The organism is Streptomyces sp. NPDC002884, from assembly GCF_040295245.1.
GTDB lineage: Bacteria > Actinomycetota > Actinomycetes > Streptomycetales > Streptomycetaceae > Streptomyces.
Genome location: NZ_JBEOVB010000055.1, coordinates 1 through 22,683, shown reverse-complemented (window position 1 = coordinate 22,683; position 22,683 = coordinate 1). Strand labels below are relative to the sequence as shown.

The 22,683-nt window shown below is 71.9% G+C and carries 21 protein-coding genes; 11 read left to right on the top strand and 10 right to left on the bottom strand.

Annotated features, from left to right (window positions below; genetic code table 11):
• Nucleotides 1-110 precede the first annotated feature (110 nt).
• Complete coding sequence (locus tag ABT070_RS43565; protein ID WP_351768588.1) at nucleotides 111-890, bottom strand: ECF subfamily RNA polymerase sigma factor, BldN family; 780 nt, start codon at nucleotides 888-890, stop codon at nucleotides 111-113.
• Between the two features lie 405 nt (nucleotides 891-1,295).
• Nucleotides 1,296-2,243, bottom strand: coding sequence for an HAD family hydrolase (locus ABT070_RS43560; RefSeq protein WP_351768587.1), 948 nt, complete (start codon nucleotides 2,241-2,243; stop codon nucleotides 1,296-1,298).
• A 102-nt stretch (nucleotides 2,244-2,345) separates the two neighbouring features.
• Between ABT070_RS43560 and ABT070_RS43555 the strand changes: the two genes are divergently transcribed.
• From ABT070_RS43555 to hemB, 6 genes are all read left to right on the top strand, one after another.
• Nucleotides 2,346-2,618: a glutaredoxin family protein gene (locus ABT070_RS43555; protein ID WP_351768585.1), complete on the top strand. Its 273-nt coding sequence runs from the start codon at nucleotides 2,346-2,348 to the stop codon at nucleotides 2,616-2,618.
• Between the two features lie 251 nt (nucleotides 2,619-2,869).
• Entirely contained in the window at nucleotides 2,870-3,634 is a 765-nt protein-coding gene (locus tag ABT070_RS43550) for a redox-sensing transcriptional repressor Rex (RefSeq protein WP_351768583.1), read from the top strand.
• Nucleotides 3,631-5,349 (top strand): glutamyl-tRNA reductase, encoded by a 1,719-nt coding sequence (locus tag ABT070_RS43545; RefSeq protein ID WP_351768581.1) that lies wholly within the window; start codon nucleotides 3,631-3,633, stop codon nucleotides 5,347-5,349. Before ABT070_RS43550 ends, ABT070_RS43545 begins: the two co-directional genes overlap by 4 nt.
• A gap of 5 nt (nucleotides 5,350-5,354) precedes the next feature.
• On the top strand, nucleotides 5,355-6,314 hold the full coding sequence (gene hemC, locus ABT070_RS43540; protein WP_351768579.1) for a hydroxymethylbilane synthase: 960 nt from the start codon (nucleotides 5,355-5,357) through the stop codon (nucleotides 6,312-6,314).
• Nucleotides 6,311-8,017, top strand: coding sequence for a bifunctional uroporphyrinogen-III C-methyltransferase/uroporphyrinogen-III synthase (locus tag ABT070_RS43535; RefSeq protein ID WP_351768578.1), 1,707 nt, complete (start codon nucleotides 6,311-6,313; stop codon nucleotides 8,015-8,017). Before hemC ends, ABT070_RS43535 begins: the two co-directional genes overlap by 4 nt.
• Before the next feature lie 264 nt (nucleotides 8,018-8,281).
• Nucleotides 8,282-9,274 (top strand): porphobilinogen synthase, encoded by a 993-nt coding sequence (gene hemB / locus ABT070_RS43530; protein ID WP_351768576.1) that lies wholly within the window; start codon nucleotides 8,282-8,284, stop codon nucleotides 9,272-9,274.
• 10 nt (nucleotides 9,275-9,284) lie between these two features.
• On the opposite strand, the gene ABT070_RS43525 is transcribed toward hemB, so the two are convergent.
• Complete coding sequence (locus tag ABT070_RS43525; protein WP_351768574.1) at nucleotides 9,285-10,025, bottom strand: DUF4232 domain-containing protein; 741 nt, start codon at nucleotides 10,023-10,025, stop codon at nucleotides 9,285-9,287.
• A 188-nt stretch (nucleotides 10,026-10,213) separates the two neighbouring features.
• Between ABT070_RS43525 and ABT070_RS43520 the strand changes: the two genes are divergently transcribed.
• Nucleotides 10,214-11,518 (top strand): helix-turn-helix domain-containing protein, encoded by a 1,305-nt coding sequence (locus ABT070_RS43520; RefSeq protein ID WP_351768572.1) that lies wholly within the window; start codon nucleotides 10,214-10,216, stop codon nucleotides 11,516-11,518.
• Here the strand turns inward: ABT070_RS43520 and ABT070_RS43515 are convergent.
• Nucleotides 11,458-11,730: a hypothetical protein gene (locus tag ABT070_RS43515; RefSeq protein ID WP_351768571.1), complete on the bottom strand. Its 273-nt coding sequence runs from the start codon at nucleotides 11,728-11,730 to the stop codon at nucleotides 11,458-11,460. The two genes, ABT070_RS43520 and ABT070_RS43515, sit on opposite strands and share 61 nt — an antisense overlap.
• A gap of 219 nt (nucleotides 11,731-11,949) precedes the next feature.
• Here ABT070_RS43515 and ABT070_RS43510 point away from each other — a divergent pair, with 219 nt between their 5' ends.
• Both ABT070_RS43510 and ABT070_RS43505 read left to right on the top strand, forming a co-directional pair.
• Nucleotides 11,950-12,855, top strand: a complete 906-nt coding sequence (locus tag ABT070_RS43510; RefSeq protein ID WP_351768569.1) for an SAM-dependent methyltransferase — start codon at nucleotides 11,950-11,952, stop codon at nucleotides 12,853-12,855.
• A 67-nt stretch (nucleotides 12,856-12,922) separates the two neighbouring features.
• Nucleotides 12,923-14,188: an aminotransferase-like domain-containing protein gene (locus ABT070_RS43505; protein ID WP_351768567.1), complete on the top strand. Its 1,266-nt coding sequence runs from the start codon at nucleotides 12,923-12,925 to the stop codon at nucleotides 14,186-14,188.
• 9 nt (nucleotides 14,189-14,197) lie between these two features.
• Here ABT070_RS43505 and ABT070_RS43500 read toward each other — a convergent pair whose 3' ends face one another.
• The 4 genes from ABT070_RS43500 to ABT070_RS43485 all read right to left on the bottom strand — a co-directional run bounded on the left by ABT070_RS43500 (nucleotide 14,198) and on the right by ABT070_RS43485 (nucleotide 17,146).
• The gene (locus ABT070_RS43500; RefSeq protein ID WP_351768565.1) at nucleotides 14,198-15,013 is read right to left on the bottom strand and encodes a DUF4253 domain-containing protein; all 816 of its coding nucleotides are present in this window, start codon (nucleotides 15,011-15,013) and stop codon (nucleotides 14,198-14,200) included.
• A 70-nt stretch (nucleotides 15,014-15,083) separates the two neighbouring features.
• Nucleotides 15,084-15,248 carry a hypothetical protein gene (locus ABT070_RS43495; protein ID WP_351768563.1) on the bottom strand — a complete coding sequence of 55 codons (165 nt, stop codon included), beginning with the start codon at nucleotides 15,246-15,248 and terminating at the stop codon, nucleotides 15,084-15,086.
• Between the two features lie 24 nt (nucleotides 15,249-15,272).
• Nucleotides 15,273-16,283: a helix-turn-helix domain-containing protein gene (locus ABT070_RS43490; RefSeq protein WP_351768561.1), complete on the bottom strand. Its 1,011-nt coding sequence runs from the start codon at nucleotides 16,281-16,283 to the stop codon at nucleotides 15,273-15,275.
• A complete protein-coding gene (locus tag ABT070_RS43485; RefSeq protein WP_351768559.1) occupies nucleotides 16,280-17,146 on the bottom strand; it encodes a peptidoglycan-binding protein in 867 nt (288 codons plus the stop codon). Before ABT070_RS43485 ends, ABT070_RS43490 begins: the two co-directional genes overlap by 4 nt.
• 261 nt (nucleotides 17,147-17,407) lie before the next feature.
• Between ABT070_RS43485 and ABT070_RS43480 the strand changes: the two genes are divergently transcribed.
• The gene (locus ABT070_RS43480) at nucleotides 17,408-17,848 is read left to right on the top strand and encodes a peptidoglycan-binding domain-containing protein (protein WP_351768557.1); all 441 of its coding nucleotides are present in this window, start codon (nucleotides 17,408-17,410) and stop codon (nucleotides 17,846-17,848) included.
• Between the two features lie 131 nt (nucleotides 17,849-17,979).
• Here ABT070_RS43480 and argS read toward each other — a convergent pair whose 3' ends face one another.
• Entirely contained in the window at nucleotides 17,980-19,749 is a 1,770-nt protein-coding gene (gene argS / locus ABT070_RS43475; RefSeq protein ID WP_351768555.1) for an arginine--tRNA ligase, read from the bottom strand.
• Nucleotides 19,750-19,889: 140 nt separating this feature from the next.
• Between argS and lysS the strand changes: the two genes are divergently transcribed.
• A complete protein-coding gene (gene lysS / locus ABT070_RS43470; protein ID WP_351768553.1) occupies nucleotides 19,890-21,656 on the top strand; it encodes a lysine--tRNA ligase in 1,767 nt (588 codons plus the stop codon).
• Between the two features lie 70 nt (nucleotides 21,657-21,726).
• On the opposite strand, the gene ABT070_RS43465 is transcribed toward lysS, so the two are convergent.
• Nucleotides 21,727-22,683: DUF2637 domain-containing protein (locus ABT070_RS43465; RefSeq protein WP_351768551.1), on the bottom strand; the 957-nt coding region annotated here is incomplete at its 5' end.

The following is a 22,683-nucleotide window of genomic DNA, read 5'->3' as shown; positions in this document are numbered from 1 at the left end:
GCACTTGGGTTACGGACTGCGGATGATCGGATCGGGAAGACAACGGACTTTCACTGAAGGTGAGTTGGCGTCACGGACTGTGTGGCGTCGGTCGTGGGCGGGGGACGGGTTCAGCGGGCGTCTTCCGGCAGCAGGCGGGCGAGGGTGCGGACGGCCCGGTACTGGAGCGTCTTGATGGCACCCTCGTTCTTGCCCATCACGCGCGCGGTCTCGGCGACGGAGAGCCCCTGGAGGAACCGGAGCGTCACGCACTCCTGCTGCTGTGGGTTGAGCCGGCGTACGGCGTCCAGGAGGGCGGCGTTGGAGAGGGACTCCAGGACGGAGTCCTCGGGTGAGCGCTCGACCTCGTTGGCGTCGAGCATCTCGCCGGTCGTCACCTCGAGCCGGAACCGGCTCGACTTGAAGTGGTCGGCGACGAGGTTGCGGGCGATGGTGACGAGCCAGGCGCCGAAGTCGCGGCCCTGCCAGGTGAACGTCCCGATGCGGCGCAGGGCGCGCAGGAACGTCTCGCTGGTGAGGTCCTCGGCGGTCGCCTTGCCGCCCACCCGGTAGTAGATGTAGCGGTAGACCGTGTCGCTGTACTGGTCGTACAGGCGCCCGAACGCGTCGGCTTCGCCGGCCTGGGCGCGTTCGACGAGGTCCATCATGCGGGCGCTGTCACTGTCGGCGGCCGGCCGACGGGCGGTGGCCGCGCCGGCCGAGCGTCCTCGTCTGCCCACCGCGGCGCTGCCGTCGGCCAGTGCGTAGCACGGGCCGAGCGGAGCGGTGGCGGCGAAGGCGGGGACGGCGTACGCGGTGGGGACGACGCCGCGCAAGAGGTCATGGACCGTAGCGACCGTTGCGCGCAGCGTAGCCAGGCCCGAGGTGTCAACCCCGACGTGTGGGTACACGGGACTCCCAGAGGCAGAGCTTGCATCACGTGCAGTACGGAACCATTCACCCGTCGTAGCGACGGAAGGGGTACCGGATTGCGTCTGAGGAGAATAACGCTTCGTGCAGGCCCTGCTACACCGAGTTGCTCAAATCATCGATTACGTCGCTTCTGTGGCCTATTGACGCTCGATCAAGTTGCGTAGGGTGAACGATTGTTGATCGAAATGGTTCGAGTTTCGGGTCGGTCCGGGGCGTGTTGTGGCTGTGCGCGGACAACAGGACTGGACCGGGGGTTACGGGGGTAAGGCCGTCGGATTGGTCGGGTTCGGCGCCCGGTGTGGGGTGTTGTCCGGTAACGCGAAAGAGCGGCCGGGCTGTTGCGCCTCGGCCGCTCCGTCGGGTTGTCCGTGCCGTCGTGGTCGTCAGCGCCGTCGTCGGTGCAGCGCGATCGCCGCCGCCGTGCCGCCCGCCACCGCGCCCACGCCGGCCGCGGCCGGGATGCCGACCTTGGCCGCCTTGCGGCCCGTGCGGTAGTCGCGCAGCCGCCAGTCGAGCTTGTGGGCGTGTTTGCGGAGCTTGGCGTCGGGGTTGATGGCGTAGGGGTGCCCGACGAGGGAGAGCATCGGGATGTCGTTGTGGGAGTCGCTGTAGGCGGCGCAGCGGGAGAGGTCCAGGTTCTCCGCCGCCGCCAGCGCGCGTACCGCCTCCGCCTTCGCGGGGCCGTGCAGCGGCTCGCCCACCAGCTTGCCCGTGTAGACGCCGTCGACGGACTCCGCGACCGTGCCCAGCGCGCCGGTCAGGCCGAGGCGGCGGGCGATCACCTGGGCGATCTCCACCGGGGCCGCCGTGACCAGCCACACCTTCTGGCCCGCGTCCAGGTGCGCCTGGGCGAGGGCCCGGGTGCCCGGCCAGATGCGCTCGGCCATGTACTCGTCGTAGATCTCCTCGCCGATCGACATCAGCTCGGAGACCCGGTGGCCCTGCACGATGGAGAGCGCCGAGTCGCGGGCCTCCTGCATGTGCTCGGGGTCCTCGACGCCGGCCAGCCGGAACCACGCCTGCTGCCAGGCGAAGCGGGCCAGGTCGCGGGTCTCGAAGAACTTGCGTTTGTACAGGCCACGGCCGAAGTGGAAGAGCGCGGCGCCCTGCATCACGGTGTTGTCGAGGTCGAAGAAGGCGGCGGCCATCGCGTCGCCGTGCACCGGGAACTGCGGTTCCCGGTCGGGGGTGTCCAGGGGTGCCAGGGTCTCCTGGGAGTCCAGGTTTTCCTGGGTGGACTTGCGGGCTGCCTCCGCCGAGGCCTCGCCTGCCAACACGCTCCGCGCCGTGGCGGAGCGCCTACGGGGAGTGAGCCATCCTAGAGCGGCCATGGCGTGAGCATAGCCAGTCTGTTCGGTGGTTCCGGAGCCGAGAGGTTCGAAGGGTGTGAACTCTCCGCGACCGCGCCGTTAAAGAAGCGCGAGAATGGCGGTATGACTCCCCTCTTTCGACGTAAGGCCGCCGCGGGCGAGCGGTCGGTCACCCTCATTCGTAAGTCCGGTTGTCATCTGTGCGACGACGCCGAGCGCGTGATCGAGAAGGTCTGCGGAGAACTCGGTGTGTCCTGGGAGCAGAAGGACATCGCCGACGACCGGGAACTGTACGACCAGTACTGGGAGCAGATCCCGGTCGTGCTGGTGGACGGCAGGCAGCACACCTTCTGGCGGGTGGACGAGAGTCGCCTGCGCAAAGAACTGGCCGGGTGAGGAACTGACCGAGCAGTACAAGGCTGTACCGAACGTCGCTTAGGATCGATGGCGGTTTTGTCTCGGGGGCGGGATTCACGAGGAGAGTGGCGGTTTTGCCCCCTGGAATGTTGCGCGTGACCCCGGTCACGTTGGCCGGGCAAATCGGACACCATCTTTGTGCACGCGTTCACAAAGACATAGCCTGCTGTCGACGGGGCGGTCTGGGTACGTGTGACCGCCTACAGCCCCGCTCTACCCGCAGGAGCACCGTGGCAACTGGCCGAACTCACCGACCGGCGACCCGTAGCCGAGGGATTCCCGAGGCCACCGTCGCCCGGCTTCCGCTGTACCTCCGCGCGCTGACCGCACTGTCGGAGCGCTCGGTACCCACGGTCTCCTCCGAGGAGCTCGCGGCCGCGGCGGGGGTCAACTCCGCCAAGCTGCGCAAGGACTTCTCCTACCTGGGTTCCTACGGAACGCGGGGTGTCGGCTACGACGTCGAGTACCTCGTCTACCAGATCTCCCGCGAGCTCGGACTCACCCAGGACTGGCCCGTCGTGATCGTCGGGATCGGTAACCTCGGCGCGGCCCTGGCCAACTACGGAGGCTTCGCCTCGCGCGGTTTCCGGGTCGCGGCGCTCATCGACGCCGATCCCGCGATGGCCGGGAAGCAGGTCGCCGGGATCTCCGTCCAGCACAGCGACGGCCTGGAGAAGATCATCTCCGACAACGGCGTCTCCATCGGGGTCATCACCACCCCGCCGGGCGTCGCCCAGCAGGTCTGCGACCGGCTCGTGGCCGCGGGCGTCACGTCCATCCTGAACTTCGCGCCGACCGTGCTGACCGTCCCGGACGGCGTCGACGTGCGCAAGGTCGACCTCTCCATCGAGCTCCAGATCCTCGCCTTCCACGAGCAGCGCAAGGCCGGCGAGGAGGCCGCGGCGAACGAGAGCGCCGTGGCCGCCGCCGCGGGCCGCGCCGACTCCACCGACCAGGGACCCGACGGGGACGTACCCGCCGTGATGCCGGCATGAGTCTCCTCGTCGTCGGGCTGAGCCACCGCAGCGCCCCCGTCAGCGTGCTCGAGCGGGCCTCGCTGTCCACGGACGCCCAGTTCAAGCTGATCCAGGACACGGTCGCCGCGGAGCCGGCCGCCGAGGCCGCGGTGCTCGCCACCTGCAACCGGATCGAGCTGTACGCCGACGTGGACAAGTTCCACGCCGGTGTCGCCGAGCTGTCCACGCTGCTCGCCCAGCACAGCGGGGTGGGGCTCGACGAGCTCACCCCCTACCTGTACGTGCACTACGAGGACCGCGCCGTCCACCACTTCTTCTCGGTGGCCTGCGGCCTGGACTCCATGGTCGTCGGCGAGGGACAGATCCTCGGGCAGATCAAGGACGCCCTGGCCCGGGCGCAGGAGCTGCACACCGCCGGACGGCTGCTGAACGACCTGTTCCAGCAGGCCCTGCGGGTCGGCAAGCGCGCCCACTCCGAGACCGGCATCGACCGCGCCGGGCAGTCCCTGGTCACCTTCGGCCTGGAGCAGCTGGCCGCGGGCGGCGACGTGACCGCGTGGGCGCGGGGCAAGAAGGCGCTGGTCATCGGCGCCGGTTCGATGTCCTCGCTGGCCGCCGCCACGCTCGCGCGCGCCGGGGTCGCCGAGGTCGTCGTCGCCAACCGCACCGCCGACCGGGCCGAGCGGCTCGCGCAGATACTGACCGAGGCCGAGGACACGGACGTGTCGGCCCGCGCGGTACCGATGGAGTCGGTGCCGGCCGAGCTGACACGTGCCGACGTGGCCGTCTCCTGTACCGGGGCGACGGGCCTGGTCCTGACGGCGGAGGCGGTCGCCGAGGCCGTCGAGGGCCGCACCGGGACACCCGTCGCCTTCGACGAGGAGGCCGCGGCGACGGACGTACGACCGCTGCCGCCCACCTCGGTCGGCACCGACGAGAACTGCCCCCTCGACCTGGCCGCCGTACAGCAGGCCCCCGTGCAGCAGTCCGGCTTCTCCGTGCTGGGAGAGGCCGCCGTCGCCGGCATGGACGCGGCGACGCTGGAGCAGCACGCCGCCTGGGTCGACAACGCGACCGTGGATCGTCGGCTCGCCGCCCGGCGCGGCCCCGAGGCCGACGCCGAGCTGATCATCGCGCTCGCCGCGACCGCCGCCGCCCTCGGACGCATCCCCGAGCGCCGCCGGCCCGAGCCGGTCGCCGCGCCCGCCCGGCCGGAGCCGGTCCTCTTCCTGCTCGACCTGGCCATGCCGCGGGACATCGACGCGGCCGCGCACCGGCTGGCCGGCGTGCGGCTGGTGGACATCGAGTCGCTGGCCGAGGCCTCGGCCGACGCGCCGATGGCCGCCGACGTCGACCAGGTGCGGCGGATCGTCGCCGACGAGGTCGCCGCCTTCGGCGCCGCGCAGCGGGCCGCGCACATCACGCCGACCGTGGTCGCCCTGCGCACCATGGCCGCCGACGTCGTGGCCACGGAGATCGCCCGGCTCGACGGGCGGCTGCCCGGCCTGGACGACAAGCACCGCGCCGAGATCACCCAGACCGTGAAGCGGGTCGTCGACAAGCTGCTGCACGCGCCGACCGTACGGGTCAAGCAACTCGCGGCCGAGCCCGGCGGCGCCGGGTACGCGGACGCGCTGCGGACCCTGTTCGACCTCGACCCGGAAGCGGTGGCCGCCGTGTCCCGGGCCGAGGAAAGCACCGAGAAGAACGCAGAGAACCGAGGGCCGGCATGAGCGGCATGAGTACGAAGGCACTGAGACTGGGGACGAGGCGAAGCAGACTCGCCATGGCCCAGTCCGGGCAGGTCGCGGACGCCGTGAGCCAGGTGACCGGACGGCCCGTGGAACTCGTCGAGATCACCACCTACGGTGATGTCTCCCGCGAGCACCTCTCGCAGATCGGCGGCACGGGCGTCTTCGTGACCGCGCTGCGCGACGCGCTGGCCAAGGGCGAGGTCGACTTCGCGGTTCACTCGCTGAAGGACCTGCCGACCACGCAGCCCGAGGACCTGGTCCTGGCCGCCGTACCGGTGCGCGAGGACCCCCGCGACGTGATCGTCGCCAGGGACGCGCTGAAGTTCACCGACCTGCCGCGCGGGGCGCGCATCGGTACGGGTGCGCCGCGCCGCATGGCGCAGCTGAACGCGTACGCGCGCAGCCACGGGCTGGACATCGAGACCGTACCGATCCGCGGGAACGTCGACACGCGGATCAGGTACGTGCACGACGGCGAGCTGGACGCGGTGGTGCTGGCCGCGGCCGGCCTCAGCCGCATCGGCCGCATCGACGAGGTCACCGACTTCCTGTCGATAGACACGGTTCTGCCCGCTCCCGGCCAGGGAGCACTGGCGATCGAGTGTGCCGCGGACAACGCGTCACTGATCGCCGCGCTCGGTGAGCTCGACGACCCCTTCACCCGGGTCGCCGTGACCGCCGAACGGTCCCTGCTCGCCGCCCTGGAGGCCGGCTGCTCCGCCCCTGTGGGCGCGCTGGCCGACCTTCTGGCCGACGGGCAGATTGTCAACGAAATGCGCCTGCGTGGAGTCGTCGGTACGACCGACGGCACGCGCATGGTGCAGCTGTCCACCACCGGTCCCGTGCCCGAGACGCACGACGGGGCAATGGCGCTCGGTCGCGAACTCGCAGCCGAGATGCTCGCCCAGGGCGCGGCCGGTCTGATGGGGGAGCGAGCACTGTGAGCCCCACCACCCTTCCAGCCGCTGGTCCTGAACACGGGCACGTCACCTTCCTGGGTGCCGGACCCGGGGATCCGGGACTACTGACTCTGCGCGCCGTGGAGGCGCTGGCGCACGCGGACGTCCTCGTCGCCGAGCACGAGGTGCTCGACGTCGTACGGACGCACGCGAGGCCGGGCGTCGCCGTCGTGAACACGGAAGAGGGTCCTTCGTCGGACTCGCTTCCGGGCACAGGCGCGCCCTTCCCGACGGTCGTTGACGGCACGTCAACAACCGCTGAGGTACCCGCTGTGCGCGATGCCGCACATCTTGTCATGGAGGCCGCACGGGGCGGCAGGCGGGTCGTCCGTGCGGTGACCGGGGACCCCGGACTTGATACGTACGCGGCCGCGGAAATGCTCGCGTGCGCGGCGGCCGGTGTTCCCTTCGAGGTCGTACCCGGTGTCGCGGCCGCCGTCGGCGTGCCCGCGTACGCCGGTGTCCCGTTGCGGGACGCGCAGGGCGCCGACGTCCGGTTCGTCGACGCGCGCACGGCTTCGGACCGCTGCTGGACCGAGGTCGGGGCGTCCGACGGCACGGTCGTCGTGTCGACGACCCTCGACTCGGTGGCCTCGGCCGCCGGCGAGCTGGTGTCGGCGGGGCGCAAGCCCGATACGCCGATGACGGTCACGGTGGCCGGTACGACGACGCGTCAGCGGACGTGGACGGCGACCCTGGGCACGATCGCGCAGACGCTGAAGCAGGCGAAGGTGCTGCCCTCGCCCGAGGGCGGCCGACCGGTGATAGTCGTGGTCGGCGAGCGTTCCGCCCCCGCCCAGCGCGCCCAGCTGTCGTGGTTCGAGTCCAAGCCGCTGTTCGGCTGGAAGGTGCTCGTGCCGCGTACGAAGGAGCAGGCGGTGTCGCTCTCCGACCAGCTGCGGTCGTACGGAGCCGTGCCGCACGAGGTGCCGACGATCGCCGTCGAGCCGCCGCGCACCCCCCAGCAGATGGAGCGTGCGGTCAAGGGCCTGGTGACGGGCCGCTACGAGTGGATCGCCTTCACCTCGGTGAACGCCGTCAAGGCGGTGCGCGAGAAGTTCGAGGAGTACGGGCTCGACGCGCGTGCCTTCGCGGGCATCAAGGTCGCCGCGGTGGGCGATCAGACGGCGAAGGCACTGGTCGCCTTCGGTGTGAAGCCCGACCTCGTACCGAGCGGTGAGCAGTCGGCTGCCGGGCTCCTCGAGGACTGGCCGCCGTACGACCCGGTCTTCGACCCGATCGACCGGGTGTTCCTGCCGCGCGCCGACATCGCCACCGAGACGCTGGTCGCCGGGCTCATCGAGCTGGGCTGGGAGGTCGACGACGTCACGGCCTACCGGACGGTGCGGGCCTCGCCGCCGCCGGCGGAGACGCGGGAGGCGATCAAGGGCGGCGGCTTCGACGCCGTGCTCTTCACGTCGTCGTCCACCGTGCGGAACCTGGTGGGTATCGCCGGCAAGCCGCACAACGTGACGGTCATCGCCTGCATCGGTCCTGCCACGGCCAAGACGGCCGAGGAGCACGGGCTGCGGGTCGACGTCATGGCGCCCGAGCCGTCCGTGCTCAAGCTGGCCGAGGCGCTGGCCGACTTCGGGCTGCGCCGGCGGGCGGCGGCCCAGGAGGCCGGCGACCCGGTCAGCCGGCCGAGCGAGCGGCGTCCGGGGGCGCGGCGGCGACGAGCCACCTGAGCGGCGGGGGTGGCTGTCCCGGGGGCTGCCGCCCCCGGACCTCCGCCCCCGGACCTCCGCCCCCGGACCTCCGCCCCCGCACCGCCGCTTCGGCCCTGAACGGGCCTCGTCCTCGTCGCCGGACGGGCTGGCTGTGCGCACCCTCGCCGATGCGGCGCCGTCGGGCCGGTGGGCCGGTGGGCCGGTGGGCCGGTGGGCCGGTGGGCCGGTGGGTCGACAGTGCGTCGGCAAGTAGGCCCCGGCGCCGGGCGTAGCGTAGAAGCCATGACGAAGTACGGTTCCTTTCCCGGTGCGCGTCCCCGGCGGCTGCGCACCACCCCCGTCATGCGGCGCATGGTCGCGGAGACCCGGCTGCACCCGGCCGACTTCATCCTGCCCGCCTTCGTGCGGGAGGGTGTGAGCGAGCCGGTGCCGATCCAGGCCATGCCGGGCGTCGTGCAGCACACGCGCGACAGCCTGAAGAAGGCCGCGCTGGAGGCCGTAGAGGCCGGGATCTCCGGGATCATGCTCTTCGGCGTGCCGGAGGAGTCCAGGAAGGACGCGCTCGGCACGCCCGGGACCGACCCGGACGGGATTCTCCAGGTCGCCATCCGGGACGTGCGGGCCGAGGTCGGGGACGACCTGCTCGTCATGTCCGACCTGTGCCTGGACGAGACGACCGATCACGGGCACTGCGGCGTGCTGGACGAGGAAGGACGCGTCGACAACGACGCCACCCTGGAGCGCTACGCCGAGATGGCGCAGGTCCAGGCCGATGCCGGTGCCCATGTCGTCGGGCCCAGCGGCATGATGGACGGGCAGATCGGGGTCATCCGTGACGCTCTCGACCAGATCGGCCGGGAGGACGTCTCGATCCTCGCGTACACCGCCAAGTACTCCTCCGCCTTCTACGGGCCCTTCCGGGAGGCCGTGGGCTCGTCCCTGAAGGGCGACCGGAAGACGTACCAGCAGGATCCGGCGAACCTCCGGGAGTCGATGCGCGAGCTGGCGCTGGACCTGGAGGAGGGCGCCGACATGGTCATGGTGAAGCCGGCCGGCCCCTATCTCGACATCCTGGCCCGGGTCGCCGATGCCGTGGACGTGCCGGTCGCCGCCTACCAGATCTCCGGCGAGTACTCGATGATCGAGGCCGCCGCCGAGAAGGGCTGGATCGACCGCGACCGGGCGATCCTCGAGACGCTGACCGGCATCAAGCGGGCCGGAGCGCGGAACATCCTCACCTACTGGGCCACCGAAGTGGCCCGGAAGCTGCGGTAGTTCGCCGCCTTCACCAGGACAGCGCGTCGTCCGCGTCCTGCTGCCAGTACGTCACCGCCAGCGAGCTGTCGTAGTAGACGCCCTTGGCGGGCAGGGACGGCGTCGCGGAGGCGCCGCCGTCGCTGTTCGGGGTGTAGCCCTGGAAGGCGATCGTCAGCTTCTTGGCCGTCTGTCCGCCGTCACCGCTGCCGTCGGCGGCGGACAGCAGGACGCCCGCGTAGCCGGACTCGCCGGGCGCGAGGGTCGTGACCGCCTGCGGCCGCGTCGCCTCGGCGGCCTGCGGAACCCACTGCATCTCGTCGAAGCGCACGACAGGGTTGTACGTCAGGTCGCAGGTCCTGCTGCCGGTGTTGGTCACCGTGAGCAGCATGTGGTTGAGCGGGCGGGCGACCGGCTGCGCCGTGACCTTGGTGTTCGAGCCGTTGCACAGGACGCGGGTGTCGGAGGCGGTGTCGTCCGTCTTGCCGTCCGTCTTGCCGCCCGAGCCGGCGCCCGTGCCGCCGCCTGTCGTACCGGCCGTCTTGCCGCCCGAGCCGGTCGAGCCCGTCGAGCCCGTCGTGTCCTTCGGCGGGGTCGTGCCGGTGCCGGTGCCCTTGTCCGTGCCGGGGGTGGGCTGAGCCGCCGTGGCCGTCGACGATGCCGGGTGCGACGCGCCCTCGTCCTGTACGCCCGTCCCGTCCTCGCACGCCGTGAGTGCGAGGGCGGCCAGGGCGGTGAGGGCGAGCAGGTGGCTGTTGCGGCGGATACGCATCGTGAAGTCCTCTTCCGGAATGCCGGGTTGAAGCGGCGTGCTTGGATGGCCAAAGCTTGTGGGGGGATCCGTCCCGGCCGCCACGGCCGGCGGACGATCAGGGACGCTGGAATGCCCGCAATGGGTTTGACCTGGGGAAACGGACCATCCCTGGAACACGGGGATGGGACATGGGGAGTGGAGGAACGGTGTCTGCGACCGAGTTCGCCGAACTGCTGCGGGAGTTGAAGGAGCGGTCCGGGCTGAGCTACGGAATGCTCGCGAAACGGCTCCACATGAGTACGTCGACGCTGCACCGCTACTGCAACGGGGACGCCGTCCCCACGGACTACGCGCCCGTGGAGCGGCTGGCCCGGCTCTGCAAAGCGTCACCTCAGGAGCTCGTGGAGCTGCACCGGCGGTGGGTGCTGGCGGACGCGGTGCGGGGACGGAAGGCGACGACGGCCGAGGCGGACGCCGTCGCGGGTCTCGTCGGCGGCGAGGCCGGCGCGGAGACGGCGGTCGTGGACGCGGTGGCCGACGAGGTGGTGACCGTGGACGCGGGTGTCGGGGCCGCGGGTGTCGGGGACGAGCGGACCCGGCGTACCCGCCGCTCCTTGGTCCTCGCCGGGGTCGGTGTCGTTGCCGCCCTCGGCTCGGCCGCCCTGGCGCTCGCCCTGATCCTGCCGTCCGGCGGGTCGGGCGAGGGGGACGGCGTCGGGGCGGCGGGTACGCCGTCCGTGCAGGGGCGGGGGGCGGGGAGCACGTCCTCCGCGTCCGCGTCGGCGTCGCCGTCCGTGTCCGCGTCGCCGTCGGTCTCGGCCTCGGGCTCCGCCTCCCCGTCGGGCTCCGCCACTGCGGGCTCCTCGGCGGCGTCGGACGCGGGGGCCGACGACCCCGTCCCGCTGACGGTCACCACCCGCCCGTACGCCTGGGAGAGCCCCTGCAGCCAGCACTATCTGATCGAGCAGGGGCCGGGGCAGGTCTGGCCGCCGCCCGTCGAGCAGGACGCGCCCGCGTGGGTGGCCCGGCACGGGGCCGTGTCGGCGGGGGAGCAGTTTCTGGAGATCACCGTGCAGGGGACCGGCGAGGAGACCGTCGTCGTGGACAGCCTGACGGTCCGGACCGTCGACAAGAGCGTGCCGCTCGCCTGGAACGACTACGCCATGGGCTACCCGGGCGTGGGCTGCGGTGGCGGGGTACCGACACGCGCCTTCTCCGTCGCCCTCGACGCGGAGCGGCCGGCGCTGGTGCCCGAGGCGGGGCACCAGGACTTCCCGTTCAAGGTGAGCGAGTCCGACCCGGAGGTCTACTACGTCACCGCCGACGCCTCCGCGTACGACGTGCGCTGGTACCTGGAGCTGTCCTGGTCCAGCGGTTCACGGCACGGCACGGTGACGGTCGACGACAAGGGCAGGCCGTTCCGCACGAGCGGCGAGAACGGGCGGCCCGACTACGAGTTCCCGCTCGGCGGCTCCACATGGGGGCCGGCGGGAGCCTCTCCCGCGCCGTAGGAACCGGACCCGGTCAGGGCGCGGGACTCGGTCAGGGGCCCCGGCCCGGTCAGGGTGCCGGCTCCTGTCGCGGTGCCGGCGCCCGACGGGCCCTCGTCGCGCAGGCCCTCGCCGTCGCGGCACGCGGTGAGGGTGAGGGCCGCGGCGGCGGCCAGCGCGGCGGCGAGCAGACGGACACGGCGACGGGTGGGGGGAGTGGGGCGTATGGGCATGGGGCAAGCCTGAGTCGTACGGCCTCCGACCTTCCACATCCGCAGCGCAAGTCGGGACGCCGGTCCGGTCCCATGGCGTCTGACCTGCGATGACAGTGCCCTGACGGGACGGGATGTGGGACGCCCTACTGCCTGGGGAGAGCCCCTTTGTCCGGAAAACCCACTGAACCCACTGAGCCCGCGGTGTCCTCTGAGCCTGCTGAGCCCACGGTGTCCGCGGTGTCCACCGAGTCCGCCGTATCCGCCGCACAGGTGGAGGAGTCCGCGGGGATCGACACCACCAGAGCGCATCCCGCCCGGGTCTACGACGTGTTCCTCGGGGGCCGGGACAACTACCCGGTGGACCGCGCCGCCGCGGCCGCCGCCCTCGCCGCCAACCCGCGCGGCTACCTGGACGTACGGCACAACCGCGACTTCATGCGGCGGGCCGTGACGAAGCTGGCCGCGGACGACGGGATACGCCAGTTCCTCGATCTGGGCACCGGGCTGCCCACCGGGGAGAACGTGCACCAGATCGCCCAACGTGTCGTCCCCGAGGCGCGGGTGGTGTACGTCGACCACGATCCGGTCGTGCTCGCCCACGCGCGGGAGCTGCTGACCAGCGGCCCCGAGGGGCGGACGGACTACCTCGACGCCGATCTGCTGAAGCCGGCCCGGATCCTCGAACAGGCCGCCAGGACACTGGACTTCACCGAGCCGATCGCCCTGTGCCTGGTCGCGGTCCTGCACTTCGTCGAGGACGAGGAGGCGTACCCCGTGCTGCGGGAGCTGGTGGCGGGGCTGCCCGCCGGGAGCAGGGTCGTCCTCACCCACCTCACCGACGAACTGCATCCGGAGCCGACCCGTGCCGTCCAACGGACCTACACGGAGCGCGGGTTCACCTTCGTCTTCCGGTCGAGGGCGCAGGTGGAGCGGTTGTTCGGCGACACTCCGGGCCTCGTCCTGGACGCGCCCGGGGTCGTGCCCGTGCACCGGTGGAACCCGGGACCGGCGCCGGCCCCGCCCGGCATCGAGCCGGACGCCTTCGCCGCCCTGGACGACATCGAGAAGATCCGCTACCGCGGCATCGACGACGTGACGGACGACGACATCAACGTGTACGGGGCGACGGGGACGAAGGTGTGAACGCGTGCCGCTGTCCACATGGCAGAAACCCGTGTGTAGGCGGCATGTATCTCCCTAGGGTGCGGGCATGACTGTCGCAGCCGAGTCCCCCAGTGCGCCCGCCTCCGCCTCCGTCCCCGCCCCCGCCTCCGTCCCCGCCCCCGCGTCCGGTTCCGTCCCCGTGCCTCCGCTCGCCGCCCGGGTCCGGTCGGTCGGCGGCTCGCCCGTGCGGGACATCCTCGCCGTCACCGCCCGCCCCGAGGTGATCAACTTCGCGGGCGGGCTGCCCGCGCCGGAGCTGTTCGACCGCGAGGGCGTGGCCGCCGCGTTCCGGTACGCGCTGGAGGAGGTTCCGGCCCAGGCCCTCCAGTACGCCACGACCGAGGGCGAGCCGAGTCTGCGTGAGCGGCTGGCGGAACGGACGACGGCCCGTGGACTGCCCACGACCGCCGACGACCTCCTCGTCACCACCGGTTCCCAGCAAGGCCTCTCCCTGCTGGCGAGCGCCCTCCTCGACCCCGGCGACACGGTGCTCGTCGAGGCCCCCTGCTACCTGGCCGCCCTTCAGGTCTTCGCTCTGGCAGGAGCGAGGATCGTCGCGGTGCCCGGCGACGCGGACGGCCCGGAACCCGAGGCGCTCGCCGACCTGGTGGTCCGCGAACGGCCCAAGCTCCTCTACACCGTCCCCACCTTCCAGAACCCCACCGGCCGCACACTCTCCGCCGAGCGCCGTGCCGCGGTCGCAGCCGTCGCCGCCCGGCACGGCCTGTGGATCGTCGAGGACGACCCGTACGGCGAGCTCCGCTACGACGGCGAGCGCGTCCCCTGGATCGCCGCCCACCCCGACGCCCGCGACCGTACGGTCCTTCTCGGCTCCTTCTCCAAGGTCATGGCACCCGGCATCCGGCTGGGCTGGCTGCGCGCGCCGGCCGAGCTGCGCCGGGCCTGTGTCGTCGCCAAGCAGGCCGCCGACCTGCACACCCCGACCGTCAACCAGCTCGCCGCGGCCCGGTACCTGACCGTCTTCGACCTGGACGCGCACGTGGCCCGGGTCGCCGCCGTGTACCGGGAGCGCCGGGACGCCATGCTCGCGGGCCTCGCGGACGCGCTCCCGGCGGGGTCGGAGTGGACCCGGCCCGAGGGCGGCATGTTCCTCTGGGCCCGCCTTCCCGAGTCGTACGACACCACGGCCCTGCTCCCGCGGGTCGTCGCCCAGGACGTGGCGTATGTCCCCGGCGCCCCCTTCTACGCCGGTGAGCCCGACCGCTCGACCCTGCGGCTGTGCTTCGTGACGCAGACCCCGGAGGAGATCGGGGAGGGGCTGCGGAGGCTGGGGCGTGGGCTCAGGGGCTGACGAGCGAGGTCAGTCCCACCAGAAGGACCAGGCCGGCTCGTCGACGAGTTCCTCGGCGTAGGCGCGCAGAGCGTCCGGGCCGGTCCCGGTGATGTTGTCCGGGCAGAACGCGAAGTGTTCCGCCGCCACCGCCTCGGCCTCGGCCAGGGTGGTGGGCGGCGCGGCGACGGACACGGCCAGCAGGTCGAAACCGAGGGCCACGACCCGTATGCCGAAGCGGTCCTCCCACGAGCGCAGCACCGCGCAGAGCCTGGCCACGTCGTTCTCGTGGTTCAGCGGGCCGCTCCAGCCGATCGCCGCCGGGATGTCGGCGGACCGGCGGGCCGGGACGAGCGCCAGGCGCGGTTCCTTGAACCAGGACCGGGATCCGTCGGCCAGCGAGTCGGCGACCTGCGCGGCCCGGGTGTCCGGGGCGACGGTGAGCGTCGCCGTGGGGGCGAGACCGGGCCAGTCCGGACCGAAGGGCGCGGTCCCCTCGGCCAGCTCGTCCTCGGCGTACTCCTCCCAGAACTCCGCGAGCACCTCGTCGGCGTCGTGGTCGCCGGGGTAGGTCGTCTCCTGCGGTTGCAACTCCCAGTCCGCCGGGCCGCCTTGGCTGCCACCGAGGTCCACGAGGACCGGCAGCAGCCCGGCCCGGGCGGCCTGCCCGCCCAGCGCGCTCCAGTTCCCGGGTGCGGCGGACTTGCCGGAGTGCCACAGCAGGGGCTTGTCCGACGGGTCGTCCGCCGAGGCCTCGATCAGTCTCCCGGGCGGGAGTTGCAGCCCCAGGGAACGGCCGCTCGGGTCGGTCGCCAGTGTGGGCAGCGGATTGGGAAGAGTCGCCATACCGGTGACTGTAGGGGCAGGCACTGACAGCGGCCCGGGCCGCTGCGTCCCGTCCGGTCCGCGACGGCCGTCAGGCGGGGTGTCTCGCGCGCCGGCGGCGCCGGACGTGCGTCAGCCAGATGCCCAGGCCGACGAGCGGGAGGACGACGACGGCCGGGATGACCACCCCAGCGCCGCCGACCAGCAGGAAGGTGATCAGCGCCTCGCCGATCGACGGGTCGTCCGCGCCGCCCAACTGCCACTCCTCGCACCGGTGTTCTCAGGTCGTCGGGGGGTGGGACGTACGGGTGCGAGGAGTTGGTTCCGGGGCCTGGCCCACCCGGGCCTCGAAGCACTCCTTCGCGCCGCCCGCCGTCGGCAGGAAGCAGGTCAGGACGAGCGTGCCGGGGCGGGTCGCCGTCATGGCGGTGTGCACATAGGTGTCCGCCTCGGCACGGTCCTTGACCTCGGCTCGGTACGTGCGGGCGCCATCCACGGCCTCGGACTCGATCCGGTCGCCGATCCGAGCACCCCACATCCGGGTCCAACTGGTCCCGCACTCCCTGCTGTACCGCAGTTGGACCGATGCCCCGGTGGCGGTGACGTGCTCGGCGACGGTCTCCGGCTCGGTGGCGCACCGCATGTCCGTCGGGCTTCCGCCCTCGCAGGCGGTTCCCCGGCAGCGCGGGCCGGTGGCGGACGTGGACGAGGGCGAGGAGGAGGCCGGGGACGCGGCCGGGTCTGGTGCGGCGTGTCGGCCCGGGAGGAGGAAGAGGGTCAACGCGATGGCCCCGAACACCGCGGCGGACGCCGACGCGAGGACCGCCACGGCCGCGGCTCCCCGGTGGCCGACCGGCGTGGCCCTGTCCGCCGTTGTGGCTGTGGCGGCTGTGGCGGCTGTGGCGGCTGTGGCGGCTGTGGCGGCTGTGGCGGCCGGGAGGGCGGGAGGCGGTGGGGTCGCCGAGGTCGCCGAGGTCGCCGAGGGGCGTGCCGGTCGGGCCGGTCGGGCCGGTCGGGCCGGTCCCGCTTCCCTGGCGCGGCCGCCCCACTCGGACTCCGCGATCTCCCACAGGGCAAGACACCGACCGACCGGTTCGTCCGCGAGACGGCACAACGCCTCCACCGCGGTGCGCGGCGGTAGGGCCCTGCCGTTGAGATAGCGCTCCCAGGACGACTTGCTGAACGCGGTCTTCGCGGCGAGGCCCGCCAGGCTCAGGCCGGTCCGGCCCTTCAACTCCCGGAGCGCGGAGGCCAGTCGGGCACCCTCCGGCGACGAGGCTGGACGGGTCATCCGCGCAGGGCCTTCCAGGTGTTCGGTCCGACCGAGCCGTCCACGGCCAGCCCGGCCCGCGTCTGGAAGGCCTTGACCGCGCGCTGGGTCAGCGGGCCGAACATCCCGTCGATGCCGCCCGGCGAGATCCCGGCCCGGCGCAGCAGACACTGCGCCTCGGCCACTTCGGGCCCCACCGCGCCGTAGGCGAGCTCGGTGTCCCGGGTGCGGCTGATGCCCGCGTACCAGAGGCCGTCGGCCCGCTCGATCCGGCAGGTGTACGCGGGCGCCGACGACGGTGCCGCGGCGGTGGACGCGGCGGGGGGAGCGGCCGCCGGTCCGCCGTCGCCGTGGTCGAGCCGCATGATCAGGAGCGCCGCCGAGGACAGGGCCAGCACCAGGGCCACCGCCCCCGCCACCAGCGCGACGCGCAGCGACCGCCGGGCAGCCGTCACCGATTCCGTCTCCGGTTCTGTTTCCGGGTCCGGGGCCGGGCCCAGGTCCAGGGCCGGGTTCAGACGGGCAGTCGGCCCCACCGTGGGCGCAGGCGCAGGCGCAGGCGCAGGCGCGGGTTCCGGCGCGGGCTCTTGCGGCGCGGAGGGGGCGACGTGCCTGCCGCCGGCCCATGTGTCGGCGGCGACCTCGTGCAGCGCGAGCAGGCGGACCGGGTCGACGCCCCCGATCCGGGCCAGCGCCTCGACCGCCTCCCGGGGCGGCAGCGACCTGCCGCCCAGGTACCGCTCCCACGACTTCTCGCTGTACGCCGTCTTCGCGGCAAGCTGACGCATGCTCAGCCCGCTGTGGTCCTTCAGCCGGCGCAGCTGCGTCAGCAACTGCCGTACACGTGGATCCAGTTCGGTGGACAGCGCTTTCCAGCGCGACATCTTCCCCCCACTTGCGGTCATGGACCGTGGTCAGCGGCCCCCGCTCGATCGCATTCTGCATGAGCATCTCAACACCCGCCACAGCCGTCCCGCGGGACCGTCCCGGCGGACGGTGTCCTCGCAGTTCAGAGCCGGTGTCATCCCGTGAGGCCGTCACCTCGGCGGCAGCCGTGGCGGCCCCCGGCGACCGCCCCGCACGCTCGTGTCGTCACCGGCTCGTCGACCGGGCCGGTGACGACCCACGACCCGAAAGAGGAACGCATGCGACCGAACGTCTTGGCCAGGACTCTCGTCGGACTCACCGCCGTCGCCGGTCTCGCCGCCGGATCCCTGGCGACCGCGGGCACCAGCTTCGCGGCCTCCGTGCCGGCCACGCAGGCGGTGGGCGCCCCCGCCGCCGCACTCGCGACGGAGAACTTCGGCCTGACCACCGCCGAGGCCAAGAACGTCCAGACGTTCCTGGCGGGCGACTGGGACTACACCGGCAAGATCGACGGACAGCTGGGCACCGAGAGCTGGAAGGCGTTCCAGCGCTGCTTCAAGAAGTACTGGGGCTACACCGACGCCATCGACGGCGACCCGGGCCCCAACACGATCATGGCGCTCCAGCGGCTCCTCAAGGACGACTACGGCTACACCGGCAAGATCGACGGCATCGCCGGGACCGGGACCCGCGCGGCCTTCAAGCGGTTCGCTGCCTGACGCACCCCGACACGGCCCTGGCGCGGCCCCGGCACGACCGCGGCCCGCCCTCCCCGGAAACCGGAGGAGGACGGGCCGCGGTGCGTCGATCGGCGGCGCGCCACCTGCCGCTCGTTCCGCCGCTCGGTCCCTCAGAGCTTCTCGGGGGTCCGGATGCCCAGCAGGGCCATGCCCAGGTGGAGGGTGCGGGCCGTGAGGTCCACCAGGAACAGGCGGTTCTCGACGACCTCCGGCGCGTTGTCGGGGGACAGCACGTGGCACTGGTCGTAGAACGTCGTCAGGTGCGAGGCCAGCTGGTAGAGGTACGCCGCCAGCTTGTGCGGCTCGTACGCCGCCGCGACCTCGTGCACCGTCTCGCCGAACTGGTCCAGGTGCAGGCCCAACGCCCGCTCCGCCGGGGCCAGTTCCAGCTCCGGGTGGGCGGCCGGGCGGGCCTCGCCGGCCTTGCGCAGGATCGACTGGATCCGGGCGTACGCGTACTGGAGGTAGACGGACGTGTCGCCGTTCAGCGAGACCATCTGGTCCAGGTCGAACTTGTAGTCCCGCACGGCGGACGTCGACAGGTCGGCGTACTTCACCGCGCCGACGCCCACGTACCGGCCGTTCTCCACGATCTCCGGCTCGGACAGGCCCACCTTCACGGCCTTGTCCCGGACCACCGTCGTGGCCCGCTCGACCGCCTCGTCGAGGAGGTCGACCAGCTTCACCGTCTCGCCCTCACGGGTCTTGAACGGCTTGCCGTCCTTGCCGAGGACCGTGCCGAACGCCAGCTGGTGCGCCTTGACGTCCTCGTTCAGCCAGCCCGCCCTGCGTGCCGTCTCGAAGACCATCTTGAAGTGCAGCGACTGACGGGCGTCCACCACGTACAGCAGCGTGCTCGCCTTGATGTGGAAGACACGGTCGCGGATCGCCGACAGGTCGGTCGCCGCGTAGCCGTAGCCGCCGTCCGACTTCTGGACGATCAGCGGGACCGGGTTGCCGTCCGGGCCCTTGACGTCCTCGAAGAAGACGCAGAGGGCTCCCTCGGAGCGGACCGCGACCCCGGACTCCTCCAGGAGCCGGCAGGTCTCCGCCAGCATGTCGTTGTAGCCCGACTCGCCGACGATGTCCTCGTCCCGGATCTCCATGTCCAGCTTCTCGAAGACCGAGAAGAAGTAGATCTTCGACTCGTCGACGAACTTCTGCCAGGTCGCGAGCGTGTGCGGGTCGCCCGCCTGGAGGTCAACCACCCGGCGCCGGGCCCGGGTCTTGAACTCCTCGTCCGCGTCGAACAGCCTGCGCGCGGCCTTGTAGAGGCGGTCGAGGTTCGACATCGCCTCCTCGCCGCTCACCCGGGAATCCTTGTGGTCCAGCTCGTGCGGGTGCTCGTCCAGGTACTGGATGAGCATGCCGAACTGGGTGCCCCAGTCGCCGATGTGGTGCCGGCGGACCACGCTCTCGCCGGTGAACTCCAGGATCTGCACCGTCGCGTCGCCGATGACCGCCGACCGCAGATGACCGACGTGCATCTCCTTCGCCACGTTCGGCTGGGCGTAGTCGATGACCGTCGTGCCCGGCGCGGCGGAGTGCGGCACGCCCAGGCGGTCCGCGTCCGCGTACCGCGCCGCGAGGTTCCGGGTGATCGCGCCGTCGGTGATCGTCACGTTCAGGAAGCCGGGGCCCGAGACCTCGATCTCCCCGATCAGATCACCCGTGACCACGTGGGACACGACCTGCGTCGCCAGCTCCCGCGGGTTCGCCTTCGCCTTCTTGGCCAGCGCCAGGATGCCGTTGGCCTGGAAGTCGGCCCGGTCGCTTCGTCGCAGCAGCGGGTCCGCGCCGGCGGCCTCCGGCAGGGTGGCCGAGAGGGCGGACGAGAGGTGCTGTTCGACGGAGCGACTGAGGGACGTGACCGGGGCCATAGGAATGGGTGCCGTTCTCCTCGTGGGGATGGATAGACGCAGTCAGTATCCCATGGGGGGTAAAGCCGTTTTCCCGGGCGCGGGGCCGTCTGGGACAATGAAACGCACTTCAAACCCGGAAGCCTTCAGAACAAGAGGACGTGCCGATCGTGGCTCTGAGCACCGAGACCACCGACTGGGTCTCCCGTTTCGCGGATGAGGTCATCGAGGAGTCGGAGCGTCGGGCCGCCGGCAAAGCGACATCGCCCGCCACCGCCCCGGTGGTCGTCGTCGCGTCCGGACTCTCCCCCTCCGGCCCCATCCACCTGGGCAACCTCCGCGAGGTCATGACCCCGCACCTCGTCGCCGACGAGATCCGCCGCCGCGGACACCAGGTCCGCCACCTGATCTCCTGGGACGACTACGACCGCTTCCGCAAGGTGCCCCAGGGCATCGCCGGGATCGACGACTCCTGGGCCGAGCACATCGGCAAGCCGCTGACCTCCGTACCGGCGCCGCAGGGCTCGACACACCCGAACTGGGCGGAGCACTTCAAGGCGGCGATGGTCGAGTCGCTGGCCGAGCTCGGCGTGGAGTTCGACGGGATCAGCCAGACCGCGCAGTACAACTCCGGTGTCTACCGCGAGCAGATCCTGCACGCGGTGAAGCACCGCGGTGACATCGACGCGATCCTCGAGCAGTACCGCACCAAGAAGGCCCCCGCGAAGAAGCAGCAGCAGAAGCCGCTCGACGAGGCCGAGCTCGAGGCGGCGGAGGGGTCCGGCGCGGCGAACGAGGACGACGGCTCGGCAGGCTCGGCCGGCTACTTCCCGTACAAGCCCTACTGCGGCAACTGCGAGAAGGACCTCACCACGGTCACCTCGTACGTCGACGACACCACCGAGCTGTCCTACACCTGCACCGCCTGCGGATTCGCCGAGACCGTCCGGCTGAACGAGTTCAACCGCGGCAAGCTGGTCTGGAAGGTCGACTGGCCCATGCGCTGGGCGTACGAGGGCGTCGTGTTCGAGCCGAGCGGCGTCGACCACTCGTCGCCCGGGTCCAGCTTCCAGGTCGGCGGCCAGATCGTCGGCATCTTCGGCGGCAAGCAGCCCATCGGGCCCATGTACGCCTTCGTCGGCATCAGCGGCATGGCGAAGATGTCGTCCTCGAAGGGCGGGGTCCCCACCGCCGCCGACGCGCTGAAGATCATGGAGCCGCAGCTCCTGCGCTGGCTCTACGCCCGGCGCCGCCCCAACCAGTCCTTCAAGATCGCCTTCGACCAGGAGATCCAGCGGCTCTACGACGAGTGGGACAAGCTGGACGCCAAGGTCGCCGACGGGTCCGCTCTGCCGGCCGACATCGCCGCGCACGCCCGTGCGGTGGGCACGGCCGCCGGTGAGTTGCCGCGCACCGTGCGGCCGCTGGCGTACCGCACGCTGGCCTCCGTCGCCGACATCACCGCCGGACACCAGGACCAGGCCCTGCGGATCCTCTCCGACCTCGACCCGGAGAACCCGCTCGGCTCCCTCGACGAGGCCCGGCCCCGGTACGACAAGGCCGAGGCCTGGATCAACACCCACGTCCCCGCCGACCAGCGCACGATCGTCCGCGCCGAAGTCGACGCCGAGCTGCTGAAGTCCCTCGACGAGGCCTCCCGGCAGTCCCTGCGCCTCCTGCTCGACGGACTCGCCGACCACTGGTCGCTGGACGGCCTCACGCACCTCGTCTACGGCGTCCCCAAGGTCCAGGCCGGATTCTCCGCCGACGCCACGCCCAAGGAGCTCCCGCCGGAGATCAAGACCGCCCAGCGGACGTTCTTCGCCCTGCTCTACCACCTGCTGGTGGGGCGTGACACCGGCCCGCGGCTGCCCACCCTGCTGCTGGCCGTGGGCCAGGAGCGGGTACGGGCCCTGCTCGGGGAGTAGGCGGCACGTCCACGACGGAGGGGGCGCCCGGTGTCAGCACCGGGCGCCCCCTCCGTCGTACGCCTGCGCGTCAGGCGATGTGGTCCTCCTCCAGTTCCGCCGCGTGGCGGTTCTGGAAGCGCATGACCATGCGCTTCGCCTCGGAGTCCGGGATGGGGGTGCCGTAGGTGGCCTCCACGTCGTAGCTGAACTGGCTCGGCGTCGGGTAGCCGCTGCCGCTCATCGACGACTGCTTGAAGATCTGGTAGTACGACTCCTCGTCCGGCTCGGCGATCGGTGTACCGCCGCCCTCACCGAGCTCGCGGCTGCGGCCCGGACCCACCGGGATGGGGAACGAACCGGTCTCCTCCGGAGAGGGCTCCTGCGTCGGAGGCTCCACCTGGTACTGGTCCTGGTACTGCTCGGCCTGCTGCTGCTCCTCGTACCACTGGGCGTACTGCTCCGAGGGGTCGTACGTGGGGTCGTAGCCGCCCTGGTACGCGACCTCGGGCGGAGCCTGGAACCACGGGCTCTGCTCCTCCTCCGTGGGCGCGGAGGCGGGCGCCTGGCCGACCTGCTGTGGCTGCTGTGCCTGCAGCGCCTGCTGGGGCGCGGGAGCCGCCTCGACGGCCCGGACCCCCGGGGCGGCCGCCGACAGCTCCTGCGGGGGCGCCGCGGCCGGTAGCGGCGCCGGGGGGAGCACGGCCGGCTCTATGCCCGCCGCCGCCAGACCCGCCGGGGCGGTCTCCGCCAGCGGGACGCCGTAACGGGCCAGCCGCAGCGGCATGAGCGACTCCACCGGGGCCTTGCGGCGCCAGGCACGGCCGAAACGGGAACGCAGCCTCGCCTGATAGACGAGACGCTCCTGCTCCAGCTTGATCACCTGCTCGTAGGAGCGCAGCTCCCACAGCTTCATCCGGCGCCAGAGCAGGAAGGTGGGCAGCGGGGAGAGCAGCCAGCGCGTGAGGCGCACGCCCTCCATGTGCTTGTCCGCCGTGATGTCCGCGATCCGGCCGATCGCGTGCCGGGCCGCTTCGACGGAGACCAC